Annotated in this window: 16 protein-coding genes; 5 read left to right on the top strand and 11 right to left on the bottom strand. The window is 70.2% G+C overall.

Going from position 1 to position 17,283, the window contains the following annotated elements:
* The 9 genes from JJI54_RS26320 to JJI54_RS26280 form a co-directional block, all read right to left on the bottom strand.
* A complete protein-coding gene (locus JJI54_RS26320; protein ID WP_203076399.1) occupies positions 1-1,041 on the bottom strand; it encodes an ABC transporter substrate-binding protein in 1,041 nt (346 codons plus the stop codon).
* A gap of 17 nt (positions 1,042-1,058) precedes the next feature.
* Positions 1,059-1,844 (bottom strand): ABC transporter permease, encoded by a 786-nt coding sequence (locus JJI54_RS26315; RefSeq protein ID WP_203076398.1) that lies wholly within the window; start codon positions 1,842-1,844, stop codon positions 1,059-1,061.
* The gene (locus JJI54_RS26310; RefSeq protein ID WP_203076397.1) at positions 1,841-2,719 is read right to left on the bottom strand and encodes an amidohydrolase family protein; all 879 of its coding nucleotides are present in this window, start codon (positions 2,717-2,719) and stop codon (positions 1,841-1,843) included. Before JJI54_RS26310 ends, JJI54_RS26315 begins: the two co-directional genes overlap by 4 nt.
* A 54-nt stretch (positions 2,720-2,773) precedes the next feature.
* Positions 2,774-3,925, bottom strand: coding sequence for a Gfo/Idh/MocA family protein (locus JJI54_RS26305; protein ID WP_203076396.1), 1,152 nt, complete (start codon positions 3,923-3,925; stop codon positions 2,774-2,776).
* Between the two features lie 62 nt (positions 3,926-3,987).
* The gene (locus JJI54_RS26300) at positions 3,988-5,001 is read right to left on the bottom strand and encodes a cytochrome d ubiquinol oxidase subunit II (RefSeq protein WP_203076395.1); all 1,014 of its coding nucleotides are present in this window, start codon (positions 4,999-5,001) and stop codon (positions 3,988-3,990) included.
* Complete coding sequence (locus JJI54_RS26295) at positions 4,998-6,353, bottom strand: cytochrome ubiquinol oxidase subunit I (protein ID WP_203076394.1); 1,356 nt, start codon at positions 6,351-6,353, stop codon at positions 4,998-5,000. Before JJI54_RS26295 ends, JJI54_RS26300 begins: the two co-directional genes overlap by 4 nt.
* A gap of 3 nt (positions 6,354-6,356) precedes the next feature.
* The gene (locus JJI54_RS26290) at positions 6,357-6,920 is read right to left on the bottom strand and encodes a GbsR/MarR family transcriptional regulator (RefSeq protein ID WP_203076393.1); all 564 of its coding nucleotides are present in this window, start codon (positions 6,918-6,920) and stop codon (positions 6,357-6,359) included.
* 71 nt (positions 6,921-6,991) lie between these two features.
* Complete coding sequence (hydA, locus tag JJI54_RS26285; protein WP_203076392.1) at positions 6,992-8,452, bottom strand: dihydropyrimidinase; 1,461 nt, start codon at positions 8,450-8,452, stop codon at positions 6,992-6,994.
* A gap of 6 nt (positions 8,453-8,458) precedes the next feature.
* Positions 8,459-9,319, bottom strand: a complete 861-nt coding sequence (locus JJI54_RS26280; protein ID WP_203076391.1) for a 6-bladed beta-propeller — start codon at positions 9,317-9,319, stop codon at positions 8,459-8,461.
* 207 nt (positions 9,320-9,526) lie between these two features.
* Here JJI54_RS26280 and JJI54_RS26275 point away from each other — a divergent pair, with 207 nt between their 5' ends.
* Positions 9,527-10,483 carry a tripartite tricarboxylate transporter substrate binding protein gene (locus JJI54_RS26275; protein ID WP_203076390.1) on the top strand — a complete coding sequence of 319 codons (957 nt, stop codon included), beginning with the start codon at positions 9,527-9,529 and terminating at the stop codon, positions 10,481-10,483.
* On the opposite strand, the gene JJI54_RS26270 is transcribed toward JJI54_RS26275, so the two are convergent.
* Complete coding sequence (locus JJI54_RS26270; protein WP_203076389.1) at positions 10,480-11,250, bottom strand: HpcH/HpaI aldolase family protein; 771 nt, start codon at positions 11,248-11,250, stop codon at positions 10,480-10,482. The two genes, JJI54_RS26275 and JJI54_RS26270, sit on opposite strands and share 4 nt — an antisense overlap.
* Before the next feature lie 100 nt (positions 11,251-11,350).
* Between JJI54_RS26270 and JJI54_RS26265 the strand changes: the two genes are divergently transcribed.
* Genes JJI54_RS26265 through JJI54_RS26255 form a run of 3 tightly spaced genes read left to right on the top strand, consistent with a single transcriptional unit; the run spans position 11,351 to position 13,324 of the window.
* A complete protein-coding gene (locus JJI54_RS26265) occupies positions 11,351-12,055 on the top strand; it encodes a carboxymuconolactone decarboxylase family protein (protein WP_203076388.1) in 705 nt (234 codons plus the stop codon).
* Positions 12,055-12,444, top strand: coding sequence for a RidA family protein (locus JJI54_RS26260; RefSeq protein ID WP_203076387.1), 390 nt, complete (start codon positions 12,055-12,057; stop codon positions 12,442-12,444). Before JJI54_RS26265 ends, JJI54_RS26260 begins: the two co-directional genes overlap by 1 nt.
* Positions 12,445-12,457: 13 nt before the next feature.
* Positions 12,458-13,324, top strand: coding sequence for an HpcH/HpaI aldolase/citrate lyase family protein (locus JJI54_RS26255; RefSeq protein WP_203076386.1), 867 nt, complete (start codon positions 12,458-12,460; stop codon positions 13,322-13,324).
* Positions 13,325-13,336: 12 nt separating this feature from the next.
* Here the strand turns inward: JJI54_RS26255 and JJI54_RS26250 are convergent, their stop codons facing one another.
* Positions 13,337-14,482, bottom strand: a complete 1,146-nt coding sequence (locus JJI54_RS26250) for a Gfo/Idh/MocA family protein (protein WP_203076385.1) — start codon at positions 14,480-14,482, stop codon at positions 13,337-13,339.
* A 176-nt stretch (positions 14,483-14,658) separates the two neighbouring features.
* Here JJI54_RS26250 and JJI54_RS32855 point away from each other — a divergent pair, with 176 nt between their 5' ends.
* A complete protein-coding gene (locus tag JJI54_RS32855) occupies positions 14,659-16,971 on the top strand; it encodes a serine/threonine-protein kinase (protein ID WP_203076384.1) in 2,313 nt (770 codons plus the stop codon).
* The last annotated feature ends 312 nt before the right edge of the window (positions 16,972-17,283 follow it).

Here is a 17,283-nt window from a genome sequence, read left to right as displayed (position 1 = left end):
TCAGCTCGCCGCCCTTCCATGCACCAGCGAGGAAAGCCGCAGCGCCTCCGGGATGCGGTCCACGAAGTCGTTCGTGTAGAGCTCCCGCGCCGTGGGACGGCGCTGGAGATCGCCGCCCTCCATCAGGTAGTTGATGGAGCTCTCCCACTTGCTCTCCTCGAACCGGCCGAAGCGCTGGCTGAAGTCGGGGCTGCGGTAGAGGTCGTAGATGATTCGCAGCTTCCGCACCTCCAGCGCATGGCTGCGGTCGGGTGCGACTTCCACGACGTAGTTCATCGCGGTCTCCATGTTGTCCCGCGTCCAGATCAGGGACTTCATGGTCGCGCGGATGAAGCGCTCCGTCAGGTCGCCGCGCTGCGCCTCCCGCTCATTCGCCACGATCTGGGTGCCCGCGAACTTCACGCCGTAATCCTTCAGCGCCATCACGTTGCAGGGGAAACCCCGATCCTCCAGCGTCAGCGGCTGGCCGTAGCTGAAGCCGAAGCCGCATTCGGCCTGACCCGCGGCCACGATCTGCACCTCCGCGCCGCGGCTGACAGTCAGGAAGGTGATGTCGTTCCGCGTCAGCCCGCCGGAGGCCAGCAGCGGGTCCAGCAGCCCGCGCACCTGGCTCTGGAACCAGGTGATCTTCTTGCCGCGCATGTCGGCGGGCTTCGTGATGTTGCTGGTCTTCAGCGAGAAGACGGAGAAGGGATTGTCCGGCTGGTCCGCCATCACGGCCACGACGGGCAGCCCCGCGGCGCGGGACTTGATGTAGCCATCCGCATTCGCGACCAGGAACTGCTCCCGCCCCGCCGCGATGAAGACCTCGTTCTGCTGCCCCGCCGCCGCCGGGCGGATCTCGAGGTTGATGCCCTCGCTGCGATAGATGTTCTGCTTGAGCCCGGCATAGTACTGCGCGTGCATGCCCCAGGGCGTGAAGTTCAGCCGCAGGATCGCGTCCTGCAAGCGCCCCTGGGCCCGCGCGGGCCGCAGCCCGATGGGGATGGGCCCGGCCAGCGCGCCGAGAGCCACGAAGCTGCGTCGTCCGATACCGCTCATCGTGTTCTCTCCCGTGTTCAAGCCTGGACCCGTGTCGCCTCTTCCGAGGGCCTGCGCCACGACAGCGCGCGTTCCATCGCGCCCATGGCGCCGAAGAAGCTCATGCCGATGACGGCCAGCAGGATGATGGCGGCGAAGCTGCGCGCGGTGTTGAAGTTGAAGCTGCCGGACAGCACCAGGTAGCCGATGCCATCCGTCGCGGCCAACCATTCCGCCACGATCGCACCCAGCACCGCGAGCGTCGTCGCGATGCGCAGCCCCGCGAAGATGTAGGGCACCGCATAGGGCAGGCGCAGCCGCAGGAAGGTCTGCCGGCTGGTCGCATCCACGCTGCGGAACACGTCCATCAGCCCCTGGTCCACCTGCTTGAACCCCGCCATGGTGTTGATCACCACGGGGAAGAAGGCGATGGAGGCCACGACGAGGATCTTCGATCCCGCCCCCGCGCCGATCCACAGCAGGATCAACGGCGCGATCGCGATCTTCGGCACGGACTGGCTGGCAACGAAGATCGGCATGATCATCCGTTCCACCAGTGGCCAGCGGATCATCGCCATGCTCGCCGCCAGCGCGAAGAGGACGGCCGCGGCATAGCCCGCCAGGATTCCCCATACCGTCTGGATGGCGTGGCCGAAGATCAGCTTGTGGTCCTTGATGAATTCCGCCACCACGTCGCTCGGCGCCGGCAGCAGGAAGCGCGGGATGTCGAGCCCGACCACGGCCGCTTCCCAGATCGCCAGCAGCGCCGCCAGCGTCAGCACCGCGGCGCCCTGGCCGCCCGCCCAGCGCCGCACCGCCTTCATCGCGCCAGCCCCGCTTCCGCCAGCAATCCGGCGGGGTCCTGCAGGCTCATGTCGAAGGGGCTGTCGGTGCCGAAGATGATGCGATCCGCCCCGACCATGCCGGCCAGGAACCGCAGCGGCGCGGCCTCGAACAGCACGGTATCGTAGAGGAACCGCTTCGCCGCCAGCGAAGGCCGTTCCGGCGCGCGGCCATGCGCGGCAGCCTCCCATGCCCGATCCATCCGGCCCAGGATGAAGGGCAGGGTGCCACCGCCATGCGCCAGCATCACGCGCAGCGATGGATGCGTCATCAGCGTCCCCGCCTCGATCAATCGCCCCGCCGCGACCGTCGTCTCGAAGGGATTGCCCAGCGGATTGCCGAGCTTCAGGTCGTTCAGCCGCGCCCCATCCCGCACCTGCCAGGGATGGATCATCACCAGGCCACCGCCCTCCGCCAGCGCCGCCCACACCTCCGCCTGCACGGCCTTGTCGAGGTCCACGCCATGCACATGAGTGCCGATCGCGAAATCCGCCGTGCCATGCAGGCTGCGGCAGCGCGCGATCTCCGCCAGCGTCGCCGCGGTGTCGCCCAGCGGCAGCACCATCATCGCCGTCATCCGCGTGCCGGCCACGGTCTTTGCCAGCCAGTCATTCATCGCGGCGATGCGCCGCGCCTGCTCCTCCGCCGGCAACTCATAGAGGTAGAGGATCGGCGGGACGGAGACGATGCGGCTCACGATCCCTTGCGCCTCCATCTGCGCATGGTTGCCGTCCACGTCGAACAGCAGCGGTGGGGGATCCTTCGGGAAGGGCATGAAGTGGCGGCCCATCGCTTCCGCCAGCGCATCGCGCGGCGCCAGGTGGCCATGGTGGTCGATCAGGGCGCCCAGCTTCATTGTGCCTCCGTTGCCGGGGATCGTAAGCCGCCCACCAGCGCGGTCAATCGCCGATCACGCCGTCAACGGTGGCACATCGATCCAGCGCCTTTCGCGATCGCTGCGATAACAGGCATCGATCAGTTGCAACCCCTTCGCGCCGGCCAGCAGCGGAGACGGGAAGGGCGCATCCTCCGCCACGTGGCGCAGGAACATCTCCCACCCCCGCCGGTAGCTGTTTGCATAAGGGCCCATGTCCGGCACTTCCTGCCAGTGCTCGGCATGACGGTTGTCCACCAGCGCATCCACGTCCCAGCGCGGCTTCGGCGTGGTTGCCAGCGGCTGCACATGCGCGCGGTGCAGCGAACAGGTGGCGGAGCCCATGGTGCCGTCCACCTTCACCGTCAGCATGTCCTCCCCCTTCACCCGCGTGGCCCAGGAGGAACTGACCTGCACCAGCACGCCGCCTTCCAGTTCGAAGGTCCCGAAGGCCTCGTCCTCCACATCCACGGCGTAGGGCCGCCCCTTCTCGTCGCGCCGCTCCGGCACCCGCGTCGCGATGCGGCAGGACACGCCGCGGATCGGCCCCAGCAGGTGCTCGACGATGTAGCGCCAGTGCGGAAACATATCGAGGACGAGGCCCCCGCCCTCCGCCCGCTTGTAGTTCCAGCTCGACCGCTGCGCGGGATGCAGCACCCCATCGAAGATCCACCAACCGAAGTCGAGCCGCGCCGACAGCACGCGCCCCAGCATGCCGGTCTCGATCACGCTCTTCAGCTTCATGAAGCCGGGCAGATGGATCTTGTCCTGCACCACGCCATGCTTCACGCCCGCCGCATCGGCCGCGCGCGTGATCTCCAGCGCCTCCTCGACGGAGGAAGCGACGGGCTTCTCCAGATAGACATGCTTGCCCGCGCGGATCGCCGCCATGGCGCGCTGGTGCCGGCCGCCGGTGGCGCTGACGTCGAAGTAGATCGCGTTGGCGGGATCAGCCAGGCAGGCGTCGCGATCCGTGCTCCAGGCCAGCCCGCCATGCGTTGCCGCCAGCGCCGCCAGCTTCTCCGCATTGCGGCCCAGCAGCACCGGTTCCGGCATCAGCCTGGTGCCATCCGCCAGCGCCAGCCCGCCATCGCGCCGGATCGCCATCACGGATCGCCCGAGGTGCTGGTTTGTGCCAAGCCGCCCCGTGACGCCATCCATGATGATGCGGATGCTGCGCGTGCCCATGCCGTGTCCCCCTGTGCCGGGGGACACGGTAGGAAGCTCCGCGCTTCCCTGTCAAAGCGGGCTCAGTCGTAGCTCAGCGCCTGCGCCTTGCCGCCGAAGATGCGCCAGGCGAAGACCGTATAGGCCAGGATCACCGGCAGCACGAAGGCCGCGCCGGCCAGGATGATGGACAGGCTCTCCGGCGCACTCGCCGCGTCCCAGATCGTCAGTCGTTCCGGCACCACATAGGGGAAGAAGGACCAGGCCAGCCCCGCGAAGAATAGCAGGAACAGCCCGACCGCGCCCCAGAAGGGCAGGCGGCGCAGCACGTCGTTCGGCAGCGGCATATGCGCCAGCAGCTGCGCCAGCCCCACCAGCAGCGCCGCCGTCGCCAGCGGCAGCAGCGCCAGCAGGAACACGACGGGCATCTCGAACCACCGCGTCGCGATGCGGTCGCTGACCAGCGGCGTGACGGCGGAGACCAGGAGGATGCCGAAGCCCAGCGGCCAGATCGCACGCCGCGCCCAGAGGATGGCGTGCCGCTGCAACTCGCCCTCGCAGCGCCAGATCATCCAGCAGGCGCCGATGAAGGCATAGGCGATGGCGAGCCCGATCGCCGTCATGGCCGCGAAGCCGATCGCCGCCCATCCTTCCGCGAAGCCCAGCACGTAGCGGCCCAGCATCCAGCCCTGCGCCAGCGCCGCGCCCAGCGATCCCACGAAGAACCACCGGTCCCAGCGCCGCTTGCCGGCCTCGTCCGTCGCCTTGGCGCGGAACTCGAAGGCCACGCCGCGCAAGGTCAGCGCCACCAGCATCACCGCCACGGGCAGGTAGAGCGCCGTCAGGATGATGCCATGCGCCACCGGGAAGGCCACCAGCAGCAGCCCGACGCCCAGCACCAGCCAGGTCTCGTTCGCGTCCCAGAAGGGCCCGATGGCGGCGATCATGCGGTCCCGGTCGGGCTCCGCCGCCCGCGTCTCCAGCAGGATGCCGACGCCGAGGTCGAAGCCATCCAGCACCACATAGGCCAGGATCGCCGTCGCCATGAGGCCCGCGAAGATCACCGGCAGCCATTCGGCAGGCAGGAAGGGGGTCATGCCACCATCTCCCCCGGCGCGCTGCCGGGCTTCACCATGGACGTGTCCGTCGCCTCCGCCACGCGGCCCTTCTTGGCCAGCCGGTAGATCGTGGTGATGTAGGCGCCCAGTAGCAGGACATAGAGCACGAGGTAGGTGACCAGCGTCGATCCGATGGCCATGGCCGGCACCGGCCCCGCGGCCTGCGCCGTGGTCAGCACGCCCGTCACCAGCCAGGGCTGGCGGCCGATCTCCGTCACGTACCAGCCCGCCAGCGTCGCGACCCAGCCCGCGAAGGCCATCGCCGCGAAGCCGCGCAGCATCAGCACCGGCAGCGCGCCGCGCTTCCACAGGAACCAGGCACCCGCCCAGGCCATGGCGATCATCAGCAGCCCGGTGCCCACCATGACGCGGAAGGCGTAGAAGACCGGCGCCACCGGCGGGTGCTTGCCCTCGAACTCATTCAGTCCGGGCACCACGCCGGCGGGATCGTGCTTCAGGATCAGGCTGGCGCCGGAGGGGATCGCGATCTCGAAGCGGTTGGTGCGGTTCGCCTCATCCGGGATGGCGAAGAGCACCAGCGGCACATGCCCGCGCGTCTCCCAATTGGCCTCCATCGCCGCCACCTTGGCGGGCTGATGCTCCAGCGTGTTGAGGCCGTGCAGGTCGCCGACGAAGGCCTGCACCGGCGCCAGCACCGCGCCCATCACCACGCCGGTGCGCAGCGCCGCCATCACCGCCGGCGCGCGGTCCCCCTTCAGCCAGCGCCAGGCGGAAATGCCTGCCAGCAGGAAGGCCACCGTCAGCGCGCTGGCGATCAGCATATGTGTCAGGCGATAGGGCATGGAGGGGTTGAACACGATCGCCGCCCAGTCCACGGCATGCGCGACGCCATCGCGCATCTCATGCCCCTGCGGCGTGTGCATCCAGGAATTCAGCACGATGATCCAGAAGGCGCTCATCGTCGTGCCGAAGGCCACCAGGAAGGTGGCGCCGGTATGCACCCAGCCCGGCACGCGGCTGAAGCCGAACAGCATGATGGCGAGGAAGGTCGCCTCCAGGAAGAAGGCCGTCAGCACCTCATAGGCCAGCAGCGGCCCCGCGATGTTGCCGACGCGCTCCATGAAGCCCGGCCAGTTGGTGCCGAACTGGAAGGACATGGTGATGCCGGACACGACGCCGAGCGCGAAGGACAGCGCGAAGACCTTCACCCAGAAGCGATAGGCATCCATCCATGCCTCGTCGCGCGTGGCGTTGAAGCGCAGCTTGAAGAACAGCAGCACCCAGCCCAGCGCGATGGTGATGGTGGGGAACAGGATGTGGAAGGAAATGTTGGCGGCGAACTGGATGCGCGCCAGCAGGACCGGATCCATGGCTCAACCTCCCTTGCGCGGCCGAACCAGGCCGACGACCTTGTCCTTTGCCTCCAGCAGCCGCGTCACCTTGGCGCCCAGCGCCAGCAAGGCTGCCAGACGTTCGGTTTCCAACCGCTTCACGTCCTCGTACCAATTGGTCAGGCGCTCAATCAGGCCGTGCATCTCGGCCATCCGGGCCTGGGCGTGGCGCTCATCCTCGCTGCCCGGCGATTGCATCAGCAGCTCGCGCAGCACGGAGAGCGTCGGGTCCACCTCCCGCTTCTTCCGCTCCTCCGCCAGCGTGCGCAGAATCAGCCAGACATCGTCGGGGGTGGTGAAGTAATCGCGCCGGTCATCCGGGATATGCTTCAGCAGAACCAGGTTCCAGGCCTGCAATTCCTTCAGGCCCATGGAGACGTTGGAGCGGGAGACGCCCAGCGCCTCCACGATCTGTTCCGCATTCAGCGGGCCGGGTGACACGTAGAGCAGCGCGTAGATCTGCCCGACGGTGCGGTTGATGCCCCAGCGACTGCCCATTTCGCCGAAATGGAGCACGAAGGACTGGACGAGCGGAGGTAGCTTCATGGCTGACCGTTATTTCAGGAATTTCTGAAATGGCGAATCATGCCAGGAATGTCAAGCTTCCCTGACGTCGCCTACCCCAGGTCGGGATGCGTGACGATCTGGCGGAAGGGATCGTAGCCGGAGGGGAAGTGCCCGCTGGGCCGCAGCCAGTCATAGCGCTCCCGCCGCAGCCATTGTCCCTGGCCCTCATGGCCGAGGTAGCGGCCGCGGTCATACACCACGGCGCCGCGCAGCAGCGTCGTCTCGGCCCAGCCCGTCAGCTCCATGCCCTCATAGGGCGTGTAGTCCACGGCGTGGTGCAGCGCCGCATTGGTCACGCGATCGCACCGCGCGCCATCCCACACCACCAGGTCCGCATCCGCGCCGACCGCGATGGTTCCCTTGCGCGGATGCAGCCCGAAGGCCTTCGCCGCATTGGTGGATGACAGCGCGACGAATTCGGAAGGCGTGATCCGCCCCTTCGCGACGCCTTCGGACCACAGGATCGAAAGCCGTGTCTCCACCCCCGGGATGCCGTTCGGGATCTGGTCGACCCGCGGCTCCGTCCCCCAGCGCTTCTTGCCATCCGGCGCATCGAAATTCACGGGGGCGTGGTCGGAGGTGACGACATCGATGACGCCCCGCTTGAGATAGTCCCACAGCGATCCGCGTTCCGCGCTGCCGCGCGGCGCCGGGCCGAAGACGTATTTCGCCGCCTCGAATCCCGGCCGGTTGAGATCGGCGGCGGAGAGCGCCAGGTATTGCGTGCAGGTCTCCGCATGCACGCGCACGCCGCGCCGCTGCGCCGCCTCGATCTCCGCCGCCGCTTCCGGCGCGCTGACATGGAAGACCTGGATCGGCGTGTCGATCAGCTCCGCCAGGGACGCGATGCGGTGCACCGCCTCCCGCTCCCCGATCGCGGGCTTCAGCACGGCCTGGTATTTCGGATGCCTGAAGCCGCCCTCGGCCAGCTTCTCGCCGAGATACTGGTGGATGCCCCAGTTCTCCGCATGCACGGTCACCAGCGCCCCATGCTCCCGCGCCACTTCCATGACGCGCAGCAGCGCGAAGTCGTCCAGCCAGTTGGTCTTCCCCGTCATGAAGACCTTCACGGATCGGTGCCCGGCTTCGATCAGCGCGGGCAATTCCTCGCGCAGAACGGCCTCCGTCGGGTTCGTGACCCAGAGGTGGAAGGCATAGTCCACCGCGCAGCGCCGCGCCCGCTCGGTGTAGTGCGGCACGATATCCGCCAGCGTGCCGTCGCGCGGCTGCAGCGCGAAGGCGATGATCGTCGTCGTACCGCCGCAGGCCGCACTCCGCGTCGCCGTGAACAGGTCATCGGCATTGTTCACGCCGCCGCTCATCCGCTGTTCGGCGTGGCAATGGCTGTCGATGCCGCCGGGGATCACGAATTTCCCCGCGGCATCGATGACCTCGCGCCCCTGCAGCCCCTGGCCGAGCGTCGCGATCACGCCGCCCGTGATGCCGATCTCGGCCTGGAACACGTCGCTCGCCGTCACCAGGACGCCGTTGCGGATGACGAGGTCATGCATGGTGGCTCAGCCCTTCCGCGTCAGCCGCGTCAGCCGGTTGTCGCGGATTTCCGCCAGCAGGATGTTGCCGCTTCTGTCCTGCGCCAGCCCATGCCCCGCATTCAGCACCGGCCGGCACCGCCCCAGCAGCTTCCCCTCCGGCGACAGGCGCGTGAGGCGCGGGATCTGGTCGCTGACAAGGATGCAGCCATCGGGCTCCACGACGATGCCCATGGGGTGGAACAGATCCGTCGCCTCCCGGATGAAGGCGCCATCGGGGTCGAAGAACTGGATGCGGTTGTTCTCCCGGTCGCAGACGATCACCTCGCCCTGCTTCCCGAAGGCCAGGTCATGCGGCGTGGTGAACTCCCCCGCGCCGGCGCCCGGCCTCCCCCATGTCTTCAGCAGCGTCCCCCCGGCGGAGAAGCGGTGCACCACGGAGTTGCCGTAGCCATCGGCCACGTAGATGTCGCCATTCGGATGCACCGCCGCATTGGCGGGATGGCTGAAGGGCCGCCCCGGTCGGTTGCGTTCGCCGAGCCGCAGCACCACCGCGCCCGCGCCATCCAGCACCTGGATCTCATGCCGGTCGCGATCCGCGATCAGCGCCTGGCCACGCGGCCCGATGGTGATGCCGTGGCCATCCGTCACGCCGGGCAATTCGTGGCTTCGCACCACGCTGCCATCCGGCGCCACCACCACCACCGCCGGCAGCCCCGCGGGATCAACATAGCGGTCGTAGCGCACCAGCACATGCGCGTTGTCATCCGCATCCACCGCGACATCGGTGATGCGCCCGCCCTTGAAGCTCGCGCCATCCAGCGCCCAGGGCCGCTCCACCTCGTACAGGTCGTCGCCCAGCGCGACGACCAGCTTCTCCTCGTTCATCGCGCGGTCCCTTTCGCATTCCGGCATCGCGCCTGCGCCATTCCGGCAATCCAGTCGCCACATGGACAGCCGCAAGCGTCGAGTGTTATGCCAGCTTCACGCCGCCGCGATCCCGATACAAGCCGGATCGCTCATCCCGACACCAGATCGGGTCGCGCGCAGGAACGCAGAGTCACCCGTCGCACCGCTGAAGGAGGACTGGTCTCGATGATGCTCACCCGTCGCGCCGCGCTCGCCGCATCGCTCAGCCTGGCAGCGCCGGGCGTGGCGCTGGCCGCCTGGCCGGAACGCCCCGTCACGCTCATCGTCCCCTTCGCCGCCGGCGGCGGCACGGACATCTCCGCCCGCGTCATGGCGCAGTACCTCGAGCGCGAATTGGGCCAGCCCTTCGTCGTGCAGAACCGCCCGGGCGCGGGCGGTGGCATCGGCCTCGGCGCGCTCGCCGCCGCGGCGCCGGATGGCTACACGCTGGCCATCATCAACACGCCCGGCATCGTCACCATCCCCATCGAGCGCAATGCCGGCTGGACGATGGACAGCTTCACCTTCATCGCCGGCGTCGTCGATGATCCCGGCACCTTCTCCGTCCACCCGGACAGCCCCATCCGCACCATGACGGACCTGGTGGAGGCCGCGAAGCGCGAACCCGGCCGCATCACCGTCGCGACCCAGGGCGTGGGTTCCGCCGGCCACATCAACACGCTGCTGCTGGAACAGGCGACGGGCGCGCAGCTGGAACCCGTGGTGTACCAGGGCGCTGCCCCCGCGGCGCTCGCGCTGCTGCGCAAGGAAGTCACCGTCGCCACCGCGAATCTGGGTGAGGCGCTGACCTTCGCCCGCAACCAGCCCTGGCGCACCCTTGGCGTGATGGCCGAAGCGCGCAACGCCATGGCGCCGGATGTGCCGACGCTGCGCGAACTCGGCCTCGACATCCTCGGCGGCAGCCTGCGCGGCGTCGGCGGCCCGCGCGGCATGGCGCCCGATGTCGTCGCGCGCCTCTCCGCCGCCATCGCCAAGGTCGTCGCCAATCCGGAGTTCATCACGACCAGCGAGCGTGCCTTCCAGCCGCTCCGCTACCTCAACTCCGCCGACTACGTCGCCTATCTCCGCGCCTCGGACGCCACGCACCGCGCGCTGTGGCGCGTGCGGCCCTGGAACGTCTAGGCCCGGATCGACGCCACCTTCGCGGTCGCGGCGGCCTGCAGCAGCGCCGCGTCATGCCCCGCGGAGATCCAGCGGAAGCCCAGCGCCTTCGCGCGCGCGAAATGTGCCTCCTCCGTGATGCCGCCGATGCCGGGCACCTTGCCCGCATCGCGGCAGGCCTCGGCCACCCGCGCCGCCGCCTCCCACAGCACCGGGTCCTCCTTCATCCCCGGCCGGCCGAGATCCGCACTCAGATCCGAAGCGCCGAGGAACAGCACGTCGATCCCCGGCACCGCCGCGATCGCCGCCGCATTCTCCACCGCAAGCCGCGTCTCGATGATCACCACCACCAGCGTTTCGGCCGACAGCGCCGCCACCGCGTCGCCCTGGCCGATCGCGCGCCGCCGGAAATGCGGGAATAGCGGGGGCAGGGGCCTCCGCCCCTCCGGCGCGAAGCGTGCCGCGCGCGCCACGCCCTCCGCCTGCGCCGCATCCTCGATGCGCGGGATCATCACGCCGAGCGCGCCCGCCGAAAGCGCCTGGCCGATCGGCCCGGGCTGCGCATCCGGCAGGCGCATCAGCGGCAGGATGCCGGCATCCAGCGCCGCCATCATGATCTCGCCCGCCGCATCGCCGCCGATCAGGTTGTGCTCCCGGTCCAGCACCAGCGCGTCATACCCCGCCTGCGCCATGATGCGCGCGACATCGCCGCTGCGCGCCAGCTGCAGCGTCACCACGACAGCCGTCGCACCCTGCGCCAGCCGCGCCTTCAACCCGTTGATCACCATGCCGCGAAGCCTGCCGCCCGCGCGCCGCCGCGTCCACCCCATCTTGCCGCCACGGCGCTTGCATGGTCATGGTCAGGCGGATGGGGGAGAAGCCATGGCCATGACCGGCATGCCAGACGCCGCGGAAGTCGATCGCCGCCTTGCGGAGGTGCGCGCCAAGCGCGGCTACCTGCTGCCGCATCACGGCCTGCTGGCCATCGCCGCGCCCGAACTGCTCGCGGGCTACGACGCGGCCTATACGGCGCTGACGCTGACGCCGCGCAGCATGGACGAACGGTCGAAGGAATTCGTCTGGCTCGCCGTCCTCGTCTCCACGGACGAAGCGCTGGCCACGCACCACATCGCCAAGTTCCGCAACGGCGGCGGCACGGATGCCGAGATCGAGCTGGCCGTCCGCCTGGCTGCCTTTGCGGAGGGCGCCCATTGCTTCGCCTTCGCCGCGGAGAAATGGGGCCACCACCTGCCCGCCTACAACCGCGAAGCCGCCTATCGCGCCGCGCTGGATGCCGCGCAGGCCGGCAGCACCATCCCGCGCGGCCTGGTCGAAGTCACGCTGGCCGCCGTGCACACCACGCGCCGCGCCTGGTGGGAACTCGCCGTGCATATCCGCGGCGCCTATGCGGAGGGCGTGCCGGAACTCGAACTGGCGGAGGGCATCTCCTACGCCATGTTCCCCGGCAGCATCCCCAACTTCGTCGATGCCTGCGGCGTCTGGCAGGGCATGATCGAGCGGAACGAGGTCCCGGCCTCCGACAGTTTCCGCCTCTGGGGTGCCGAGGCTTCCCGCCAGAAGGGCTTCGGCTGATGCGCGCCATCGTCCCCCCGGGCATGGAGAATTTCCCGACCCAGTCCGGCTACTCCCCCGGCATGATCTGCAACGGCTTCCTCTTCATGGCCGGCCAGCTCGGCCGCGACGCGCAGATGAACGTCATCGCCGATCCCGAGGCGCAATTCGCCCGCGCCTTCGAGAATGTCGGCCGCATCCTCACGGAGGCCGGCTGCACGGTGCGGGACATCGTGGACCTCACCACCTTCCATGTCGGCCTGCAGTCCCACATCGCGCTGTTCAAGCAGGTGCGGGATCGCTTCATGCAGGGCCACCAGCCGCCCTGGACCGCCATCGGCATCGTCGAGCTGTCCCGCCCCGGGCTGCTCGTGGAAATCAAGGCCACCGCCCGTATCCCGCAGGCTTGAGGCAGGATTCCGCATGACCACGCCCCGTATCTTCCTCTTCGCCCCCGCCAATGTCGCCCGCCGGGCGGAGGGCGCGATGGGCTCCGCCGCCGATGCCGCGATCCTGGACCTGGAGGACGCGGTCCCCCCGGGCGAGAAGACCGCCGCGCGCGAAGCCCTCGCCGCGCTGCTCGCCACACCCCGCACGGGCACCGCGCTGCGCTACGTCCGCGTCAATGCCGCCACCACGCCGCTCTGCCTCGCCGATCTCCAGGCCGCCCTGGCCGCTGGCGCGGAAGGCATCGTCCTCCCCAAGGCCGACAATGCGGAGGACCTGCTCGCCTTCGCCTGGTCCTTCCGCCAGTCCTGCGCGTCGCTGGGCCGCGATCCCTCGGCCATCGAGATCCTGCCCATCGTCGAGACCGCCCGCGGCCTCGTGCATCTCGCCAGCCTGCCCTGGCGCGCCTGCGGCATCACGCGCGTGGCGCTCGGCACGGTGGACCTGCTGGCCGATCTCGGCACGGGCGCGGCGGATGCGGATGCCGCGATCCTGCATGCGCAGCGCCTCTGCGTCGCGGGCTCCCGCGCCGCCGGCCTCGCCGCGCCCATCGATGGCGTGCATCTCGATGTGAAGGATGCCGCGGGGGCGGAGGCCGCGATGCGCGCGAGCCTCGCCATCGGCTTCGGCGGCAAGCTCGCCATCCATCCCGCCCAGGTCGCGCCGCTCCGCGCCGGCCTGGTGCCGCCAGCGGCGGAGCTGGAATGGGCAAGGGAGGTGGACGCCGCCTATGCCGCCGCCCAGGCCAGCGGCAGCGGCGCCATCATCGTCCGCGGCAAGCTGGTGGACGAACCCGTCGCGAAACGCGCCCGCGACCTGATCGCGATGTCGGGCGCGGGCTGAGGCCGCCCAGCCTCACCCCAGCTTCGGCAGGTCCACCCAGCGCCGCTCCGCCGCGCTGCGATACGCGGCCTGCGCCAGCTGCACGCCCTTCGCCCCTTCCACCAGCGGATAGGGGAAGGGCGCACCCTCCATCAGGTGCCGGATGAACTTCTCCCATCCCGCGCGGTAGCTGTTCACCATCCCCGTCGGCACCGGCACCGGCGTCCAGTCATCGAAGAAGCTGCGCGTCATCTTGATGGCGGCGGAGATGCCTTCCACCGGCGTCTGCTTCTCATCCTGGATCCAGCATTCATAGGGCCCGCCCACAGCCGAACCCTTGGTGCCGTCCACCTGCACCTGGATGCCAGCATCGCGCCGCACCCGCGTGGCCCATGAACAGTTCACGGACGCCATCACGCCCCCTGCCAGTTCCAGCTTGGCGAAGACCGCATCCTCCACATCCACCTCATAGGGCGCGCCCTGTTCGTCGCGCCGGCGCGGAATCTGCGTGCGCGCCACGGCGGAGACCGACTGCACCTCCCCCACCAGGTGGTCCAGCATGTAGCGCCAATGCGGGAACATATCGAGGATCAGCCCCCCGCCATCCTTCTTCCGGTAGTTCCAGCTCGGCCGCTGGCCCGGATGCAGCTCCCCGTCCCAGATCCAGCGCCCCATCTCCAGCCGCACCTCCAGCAGCCTTCCGAGCACGCCGGAGCGGATGAGGGATTGCAGCGTCGCGAAGCCCGGCAGGAACAGCTTGTCCTGCACCGTCCCGTGCTTCACGCCCGCCGCATCCGCGGCCGCCACCAGCGCCATCGCCGTCGGCACGTCGGGCGCGATCGGCTTGTCCGTGTAGATGTGCTTGCCGGCCGCGATGGCGCGCTTCAGCACCTCCACGCGCCCGCCCGTCGCGCCGACATCGAAGAACAGCGTGTCCTCCGCATTCGCCAGCGCCGCGCCCATGTCATCCGTGAACCGCGTGAAGCCCGTGGCCTGCGCCACCGGCGCCAGGCGCTCGGCGGAGCGTCCCACCAGCATCACATCCGGCATCACGCGGTCGCCGTTGGACAGGGCCAGCCCGCCTTCCTCCCGCATCGCCACCAGCGCCGGCAGATGCTGCCGCCGGGCCAGTTCGCCCGTCGCGCCGTTGAAGATGATGCCGAGCCTGCGCACCGCCATGGCCATCCGTCCCTGGAAGAATCCCCGGCGGCGACGCTAGGCGAAGCAATCCCGCTCCGCCACCCGGGCGCATCACGCTTCCCGATGCCGCCGCGCGCCCCTATTGTTGCGGCCGATGATCCCGGCGGTAGCCTCCGCCGGCGCAACGATCGCGGCCAGGGCCGCAGGCGGGGTCCATGCTGCCGAGGGAGCTTTCAGGGAAGTACGAGGCCCGCGGCACGCTCGGCGCCGGCGCCATGGGCACGGTGGTCGAGGCTTTCGACCGCATGATCGAACGCCGCGTCGCCGTGAAGCTCGTCCGGCTGCCGGAAGGCGGGGATGCCGAATCGCAGGAAGCGCATGCGCGCTTCCGGCGCGAAGCCCAGGCCGCCGGCCGCCTCAGCCACCCCAACATCGTCGGCGTCTATGACTACGGGGAGAATGCGGACACCGCCTGGATCGTGATGGAGATGGTGGAGGGCGGCTCCCTCAAATCCATCATCGACCGCGGCGACCGCATGCCGGTGGCGGAGGTGGTGCGGCTGATGGACCAGATCCTCGCCGCGCTCGCCTATTCGCATGGCCGCGGCGTGGTGCACCGGGACATCAAGCCCGCCAACATCATGCTGGCCGGCGACCGCGCGGTGAAGATCGCCGATTTCGGCATCGCGCGCATCGAGAATTCCTCGATGACGCAGGTCGGCACCGTGATGGGCACGCCCGCCTACATGGCGCCGGAACAGCTGCGCGGCGAACCCGTCGATGCCCGCGCCGATATCTGGGCCGCCGGCGTCGTGCTCTACCAGCTGCTGACCGGGGAGAAGCCCTTCGAGGGCAACTACACCGCGCTCATGCACCGCGTCCTCAACACGGACCCGCCGCCGCCGAGCCAGCTGGCCGTCAGCGCGCCGCGCGGCTTCGACGCCGTGCTGGCCCGCGCCCTCGCCAAGCGCCCCGATGACCGCTTTCCCACCGCGACGGCCTTCGCGGAGGCGATCCGCGCCGCCGGCGGTGCCGCCGCGCCGGAACCCACGGGCTTCGGCTTCGCCGGCGCCGGCAAGCTGCCGGGGCTCGACGACGCCACCATGGTCGCGGCCCCGCCCGCCGCCCGGCCGGCCGATCCGCCCCGCCCCGCCGCGCCGCCCCCGCCGCCGGCCAGGTCCGGCGGTGCCTCGCCGGCGCTGATCGGGGGCGGCCTGGCCGTGCTGGTCGCGGCAGGCGCGGCCGCCTTCTTCCTGATGGGCAAGGACCCCGCGCCGGCACCCGTGGCCAGCCTGCCGCCCGCGGCCAGCGATCCCGCCACGCCGGCGGCCCCGCCGGCGGTGGAGCCGCCGCGCCCCGCGCCGGAAGCCGCGGCCCCGCCCGCCACGCAGCCCGTGGCGCCGCCCGCCATCGCCAGCCCCGCCGCGCCGCCCCCGGCGGTGCTGCCGCCCACCGGCCTCGGCGTGCTGGCGCCCCAGGGCGCCCCGCCCCCGGTGGCCGGCCCCGTGCCGCCGCCGGCCGCCATCGCCCCGCCGCCCCTGGCGCCGCCGCCCGCCCCGGCCGCCACCAGCCCGCAGCCGGCGCCCGCCCCGGCCGCCAGCCCGCCCCAGCCCGCCACGGCCCCGCCCGCGGCGCAGCCCGCGCCCCAGCCCGCGCCCCAGCCGGCGCCCCAGCCGGCGCCGGTCGCCATCGCGCCCCAGGCCCCGGCGCAGGCCGCCCCGCAGCCCGCCCCGGTCACCACCGCGCCGCCGCAGGCCGCACCGGCCAGGCCGGCCGCGGAGCCCGCGCCCGGCCCCGTCATCGCCGCCCTGCCGGCCCCCGCGCCCCCGGTCGTCACCCAGCCCGCCCCGGCCGCCGTGCCGGTGCCCCCGCGCGTGGATTTCCGCGCCGCCGCCCAGGCCGCCGCCTCCGCCGCGCCCTGCAGCCTGGTCGATGGCTCCGCCGGCGACCAGTCGCTCAGCCTGGCCGGCGTGCTGCGCCGGGGCGGGGAGGCGCAGATCCGCCGCGTGCTGGCCGATCGCGGCGTGCCGGCCGGCGCCGCCACCCTGGCCCTGCAGCCCTTCGATGGCCCCTATTGCGGCGCGCTCGACGTGCTCCGCCAGGTCGCCGCCCCCGCCGGCGCGGCGCCGCGCGTGCAGATCGCCGGCATCCAGCCGCTGCAGCATGCGGAATTGCTGCGGCTCGACGTGCAGATGCCGGACCGGGCCAGCTACCTCTATGTCAGCTACATCATGAAATCGAACGAGATCGTGCATCTCGTGCCCTCCCAGCCCCAGGGTGCCGGCGCGCGGGTGCGCCTCGGCGATCCCCGCCCGGGCTTCCCGGGGTGGGAGGTGGATGAGCCCTATGGCACGGACCTCATCGTCGTCTTCGCCTCCGAACGGCCGCTCTTCCCGCAGCCGCGCCCGGTGATCGAGCCGCTGGACGACTACCTGGCCGCGCTCGGCACGGCGCTGCGCGATGCCCGGCTGCAGAACAGCCAGGTGTCGGCCCGGGCGGTGGTGGTGGAGACGGTGCAGCGCCGCTGAGGCCGCCGAATTGCTGGCCTTTTCGCAGTGTTCTTTCTATGTTCGGGCTTGCCTGGGGACAACCGCGCCCTGGCGCAAGCCGAATGCGGATGACTGGACAATTCATCTCCATGAATTGACGAAAAGTCCGGCATCGAGGCCGCGAATTCGGTGCTAAAAGCCTCTAATCGGCATAAACGGCTAAAAGGGGTTAGAGCGTGATCGGCTTACACTGAAGCGTATCCGGCATGGGCGAAGTAATTGGCGCACTCGGTTGGTGAGAACTCGCCAAGCAACGAGCCAATGCGATGCCAGACGGCAGCGATGGAGCGC

It is taken from the genome of Falsiroseomonas ponticola (assembly GCF_016805305.1).
In the GTDB taxonomy this organism is placed as follows: Bacteria; Pseudomonadota; Alphaproteobacteria; order Acetobacterales; family Acetobacteraceae; genus Falsiroseomonas; species Falsiroseomonas ponticola.
Note: the sequence above shows the minus strand (reverse complement) of the source record. Positions and strands in the feature narration are given on the sequence as shown.

What these genes read in the sequence shown, in the direction of transcription:
- JJI54_RS26295 (WP_203076394.1), bottom strand. Translation starts at nt 6,353, where the DNA reads ATGGATCCGGTCCTGCTGGCGCGCATCCAGTTCGCCGCCAACATTTCC.
- JJI54_RS26260 (WP_203076387.1), top strand. Translation starts at nt 12,055, where the DNA reads ATGCGCGCCATCGTCCCCCCGGGCATGGAGAATTTCCCGACCCAGTCC.
- JJI54_RS26280 (WP_203076391.1), bottom strand. Translation starts at nt 9,319, where the DNA reads ATGAACGAGGAGAAGCTGGTCGTCGCGCTGGGCGACGACCTGTACGAG.
- JJI54_RS26255 (WP_203076386.1), top strand. Translation starts at nt 12,458, where the DNA reads ATGACCACGCCCCGTATCTTCCTCTTCGCCCCCGCCAATGTCGCCCGC.
- JJI54_RS26290 (WP_203076393.1), bottom strand. Translation starts at nt 6,920, where the DNA reads ATGAAGCTACCTCCGCTCGTCCAGTCCTTCGTGCTCCATTTCGGCGAA.
- JJI54_RS26265 (WP_203076388.1), top strand. Translation starts at nt 11,351, where the DNA reads ATGACCGGCATGCCAGACGCCGCGGAAGTCGATCGCCGCCTTGCGGAG.
- JJI54_RS26270 (WP_203076389.1), bottom strand. Translation starts at nt 11,250, where the DNA reads ATGGTGATCAACGGGTTGAAGGCGCGGCTGGCGCAGGGTGCGACGGCT.
- JJI54_RS26315 (WP_203076398.1), bottom strand. Translation starts at nt 1,844, where the DNA reads ATGAAGGCGGTGCGGCGCTGGGCGGGCGGCCAGGGCGCCGCGGTGCTG.
- JJI54_RS26320 (WP_203076399.1), bottom strand. Translation starts at nt 1,041, where the DNA reads ATGAGCGGTATCGGACGACGCAGCTTCGTGGCTCTCGGCGCGCTGGCC.
- JJI54_RS26250 (WP_203076385.1), bottom strand. Translation starts at nt 14,482, where the DNA reads ATGGCGGTGCGCAGGCTCGGCATCATCTTCAACGGCGCGACGGGCGAA.
- JJI54_RS26300 (WP_203076395.1), bottom strand. Translation starts at nt 5,001, where the DNA reads ATGACCCCCTTCCTGCCTGCCGAATGGCTGCCGGTGATCTTCGCGGGC.
- hydA (WP_203076392.1), bottom strand. Translation starts at nt 8,452, where the DNA reads ATGCATGACCTCGTCATCCGCAACGGCGTCCTGGTGACGGCGAGCGAC.
- JJI54_RS26305 (WP_203076396.1), bottom strand. Translation starts at nt 3,925, where the DNA reads ATGGGCACGCGCAGCATCCGCATCATCATGGATGGCGTCACGGGGCGG.
- JJI54_RS32855 (WP_203076384.1), top strand. Translation starts at nt 14,659, where the DNA reads ATGCTGCCGAGGGAGCTTTCAGGGAAGTACGAGGCCCGCGGCACGCTC.
- JJI54_RS26275 (WP_203076390.1), top strand. Translation starts at nt 9,527, where the DNA reads ATGATGCTCACCCGTCGCGCCGCGCTCGCCGCATCGCTCAGCCTGGCA.
- JJI54_RS26310 (WP_203076397.1), bottom strand. Translation starts at nt 2,719, where the DNA reads ATGAAGCTGGGCGCCCTGATCGACCACCATGGCCACCTGGCGCCGCGC.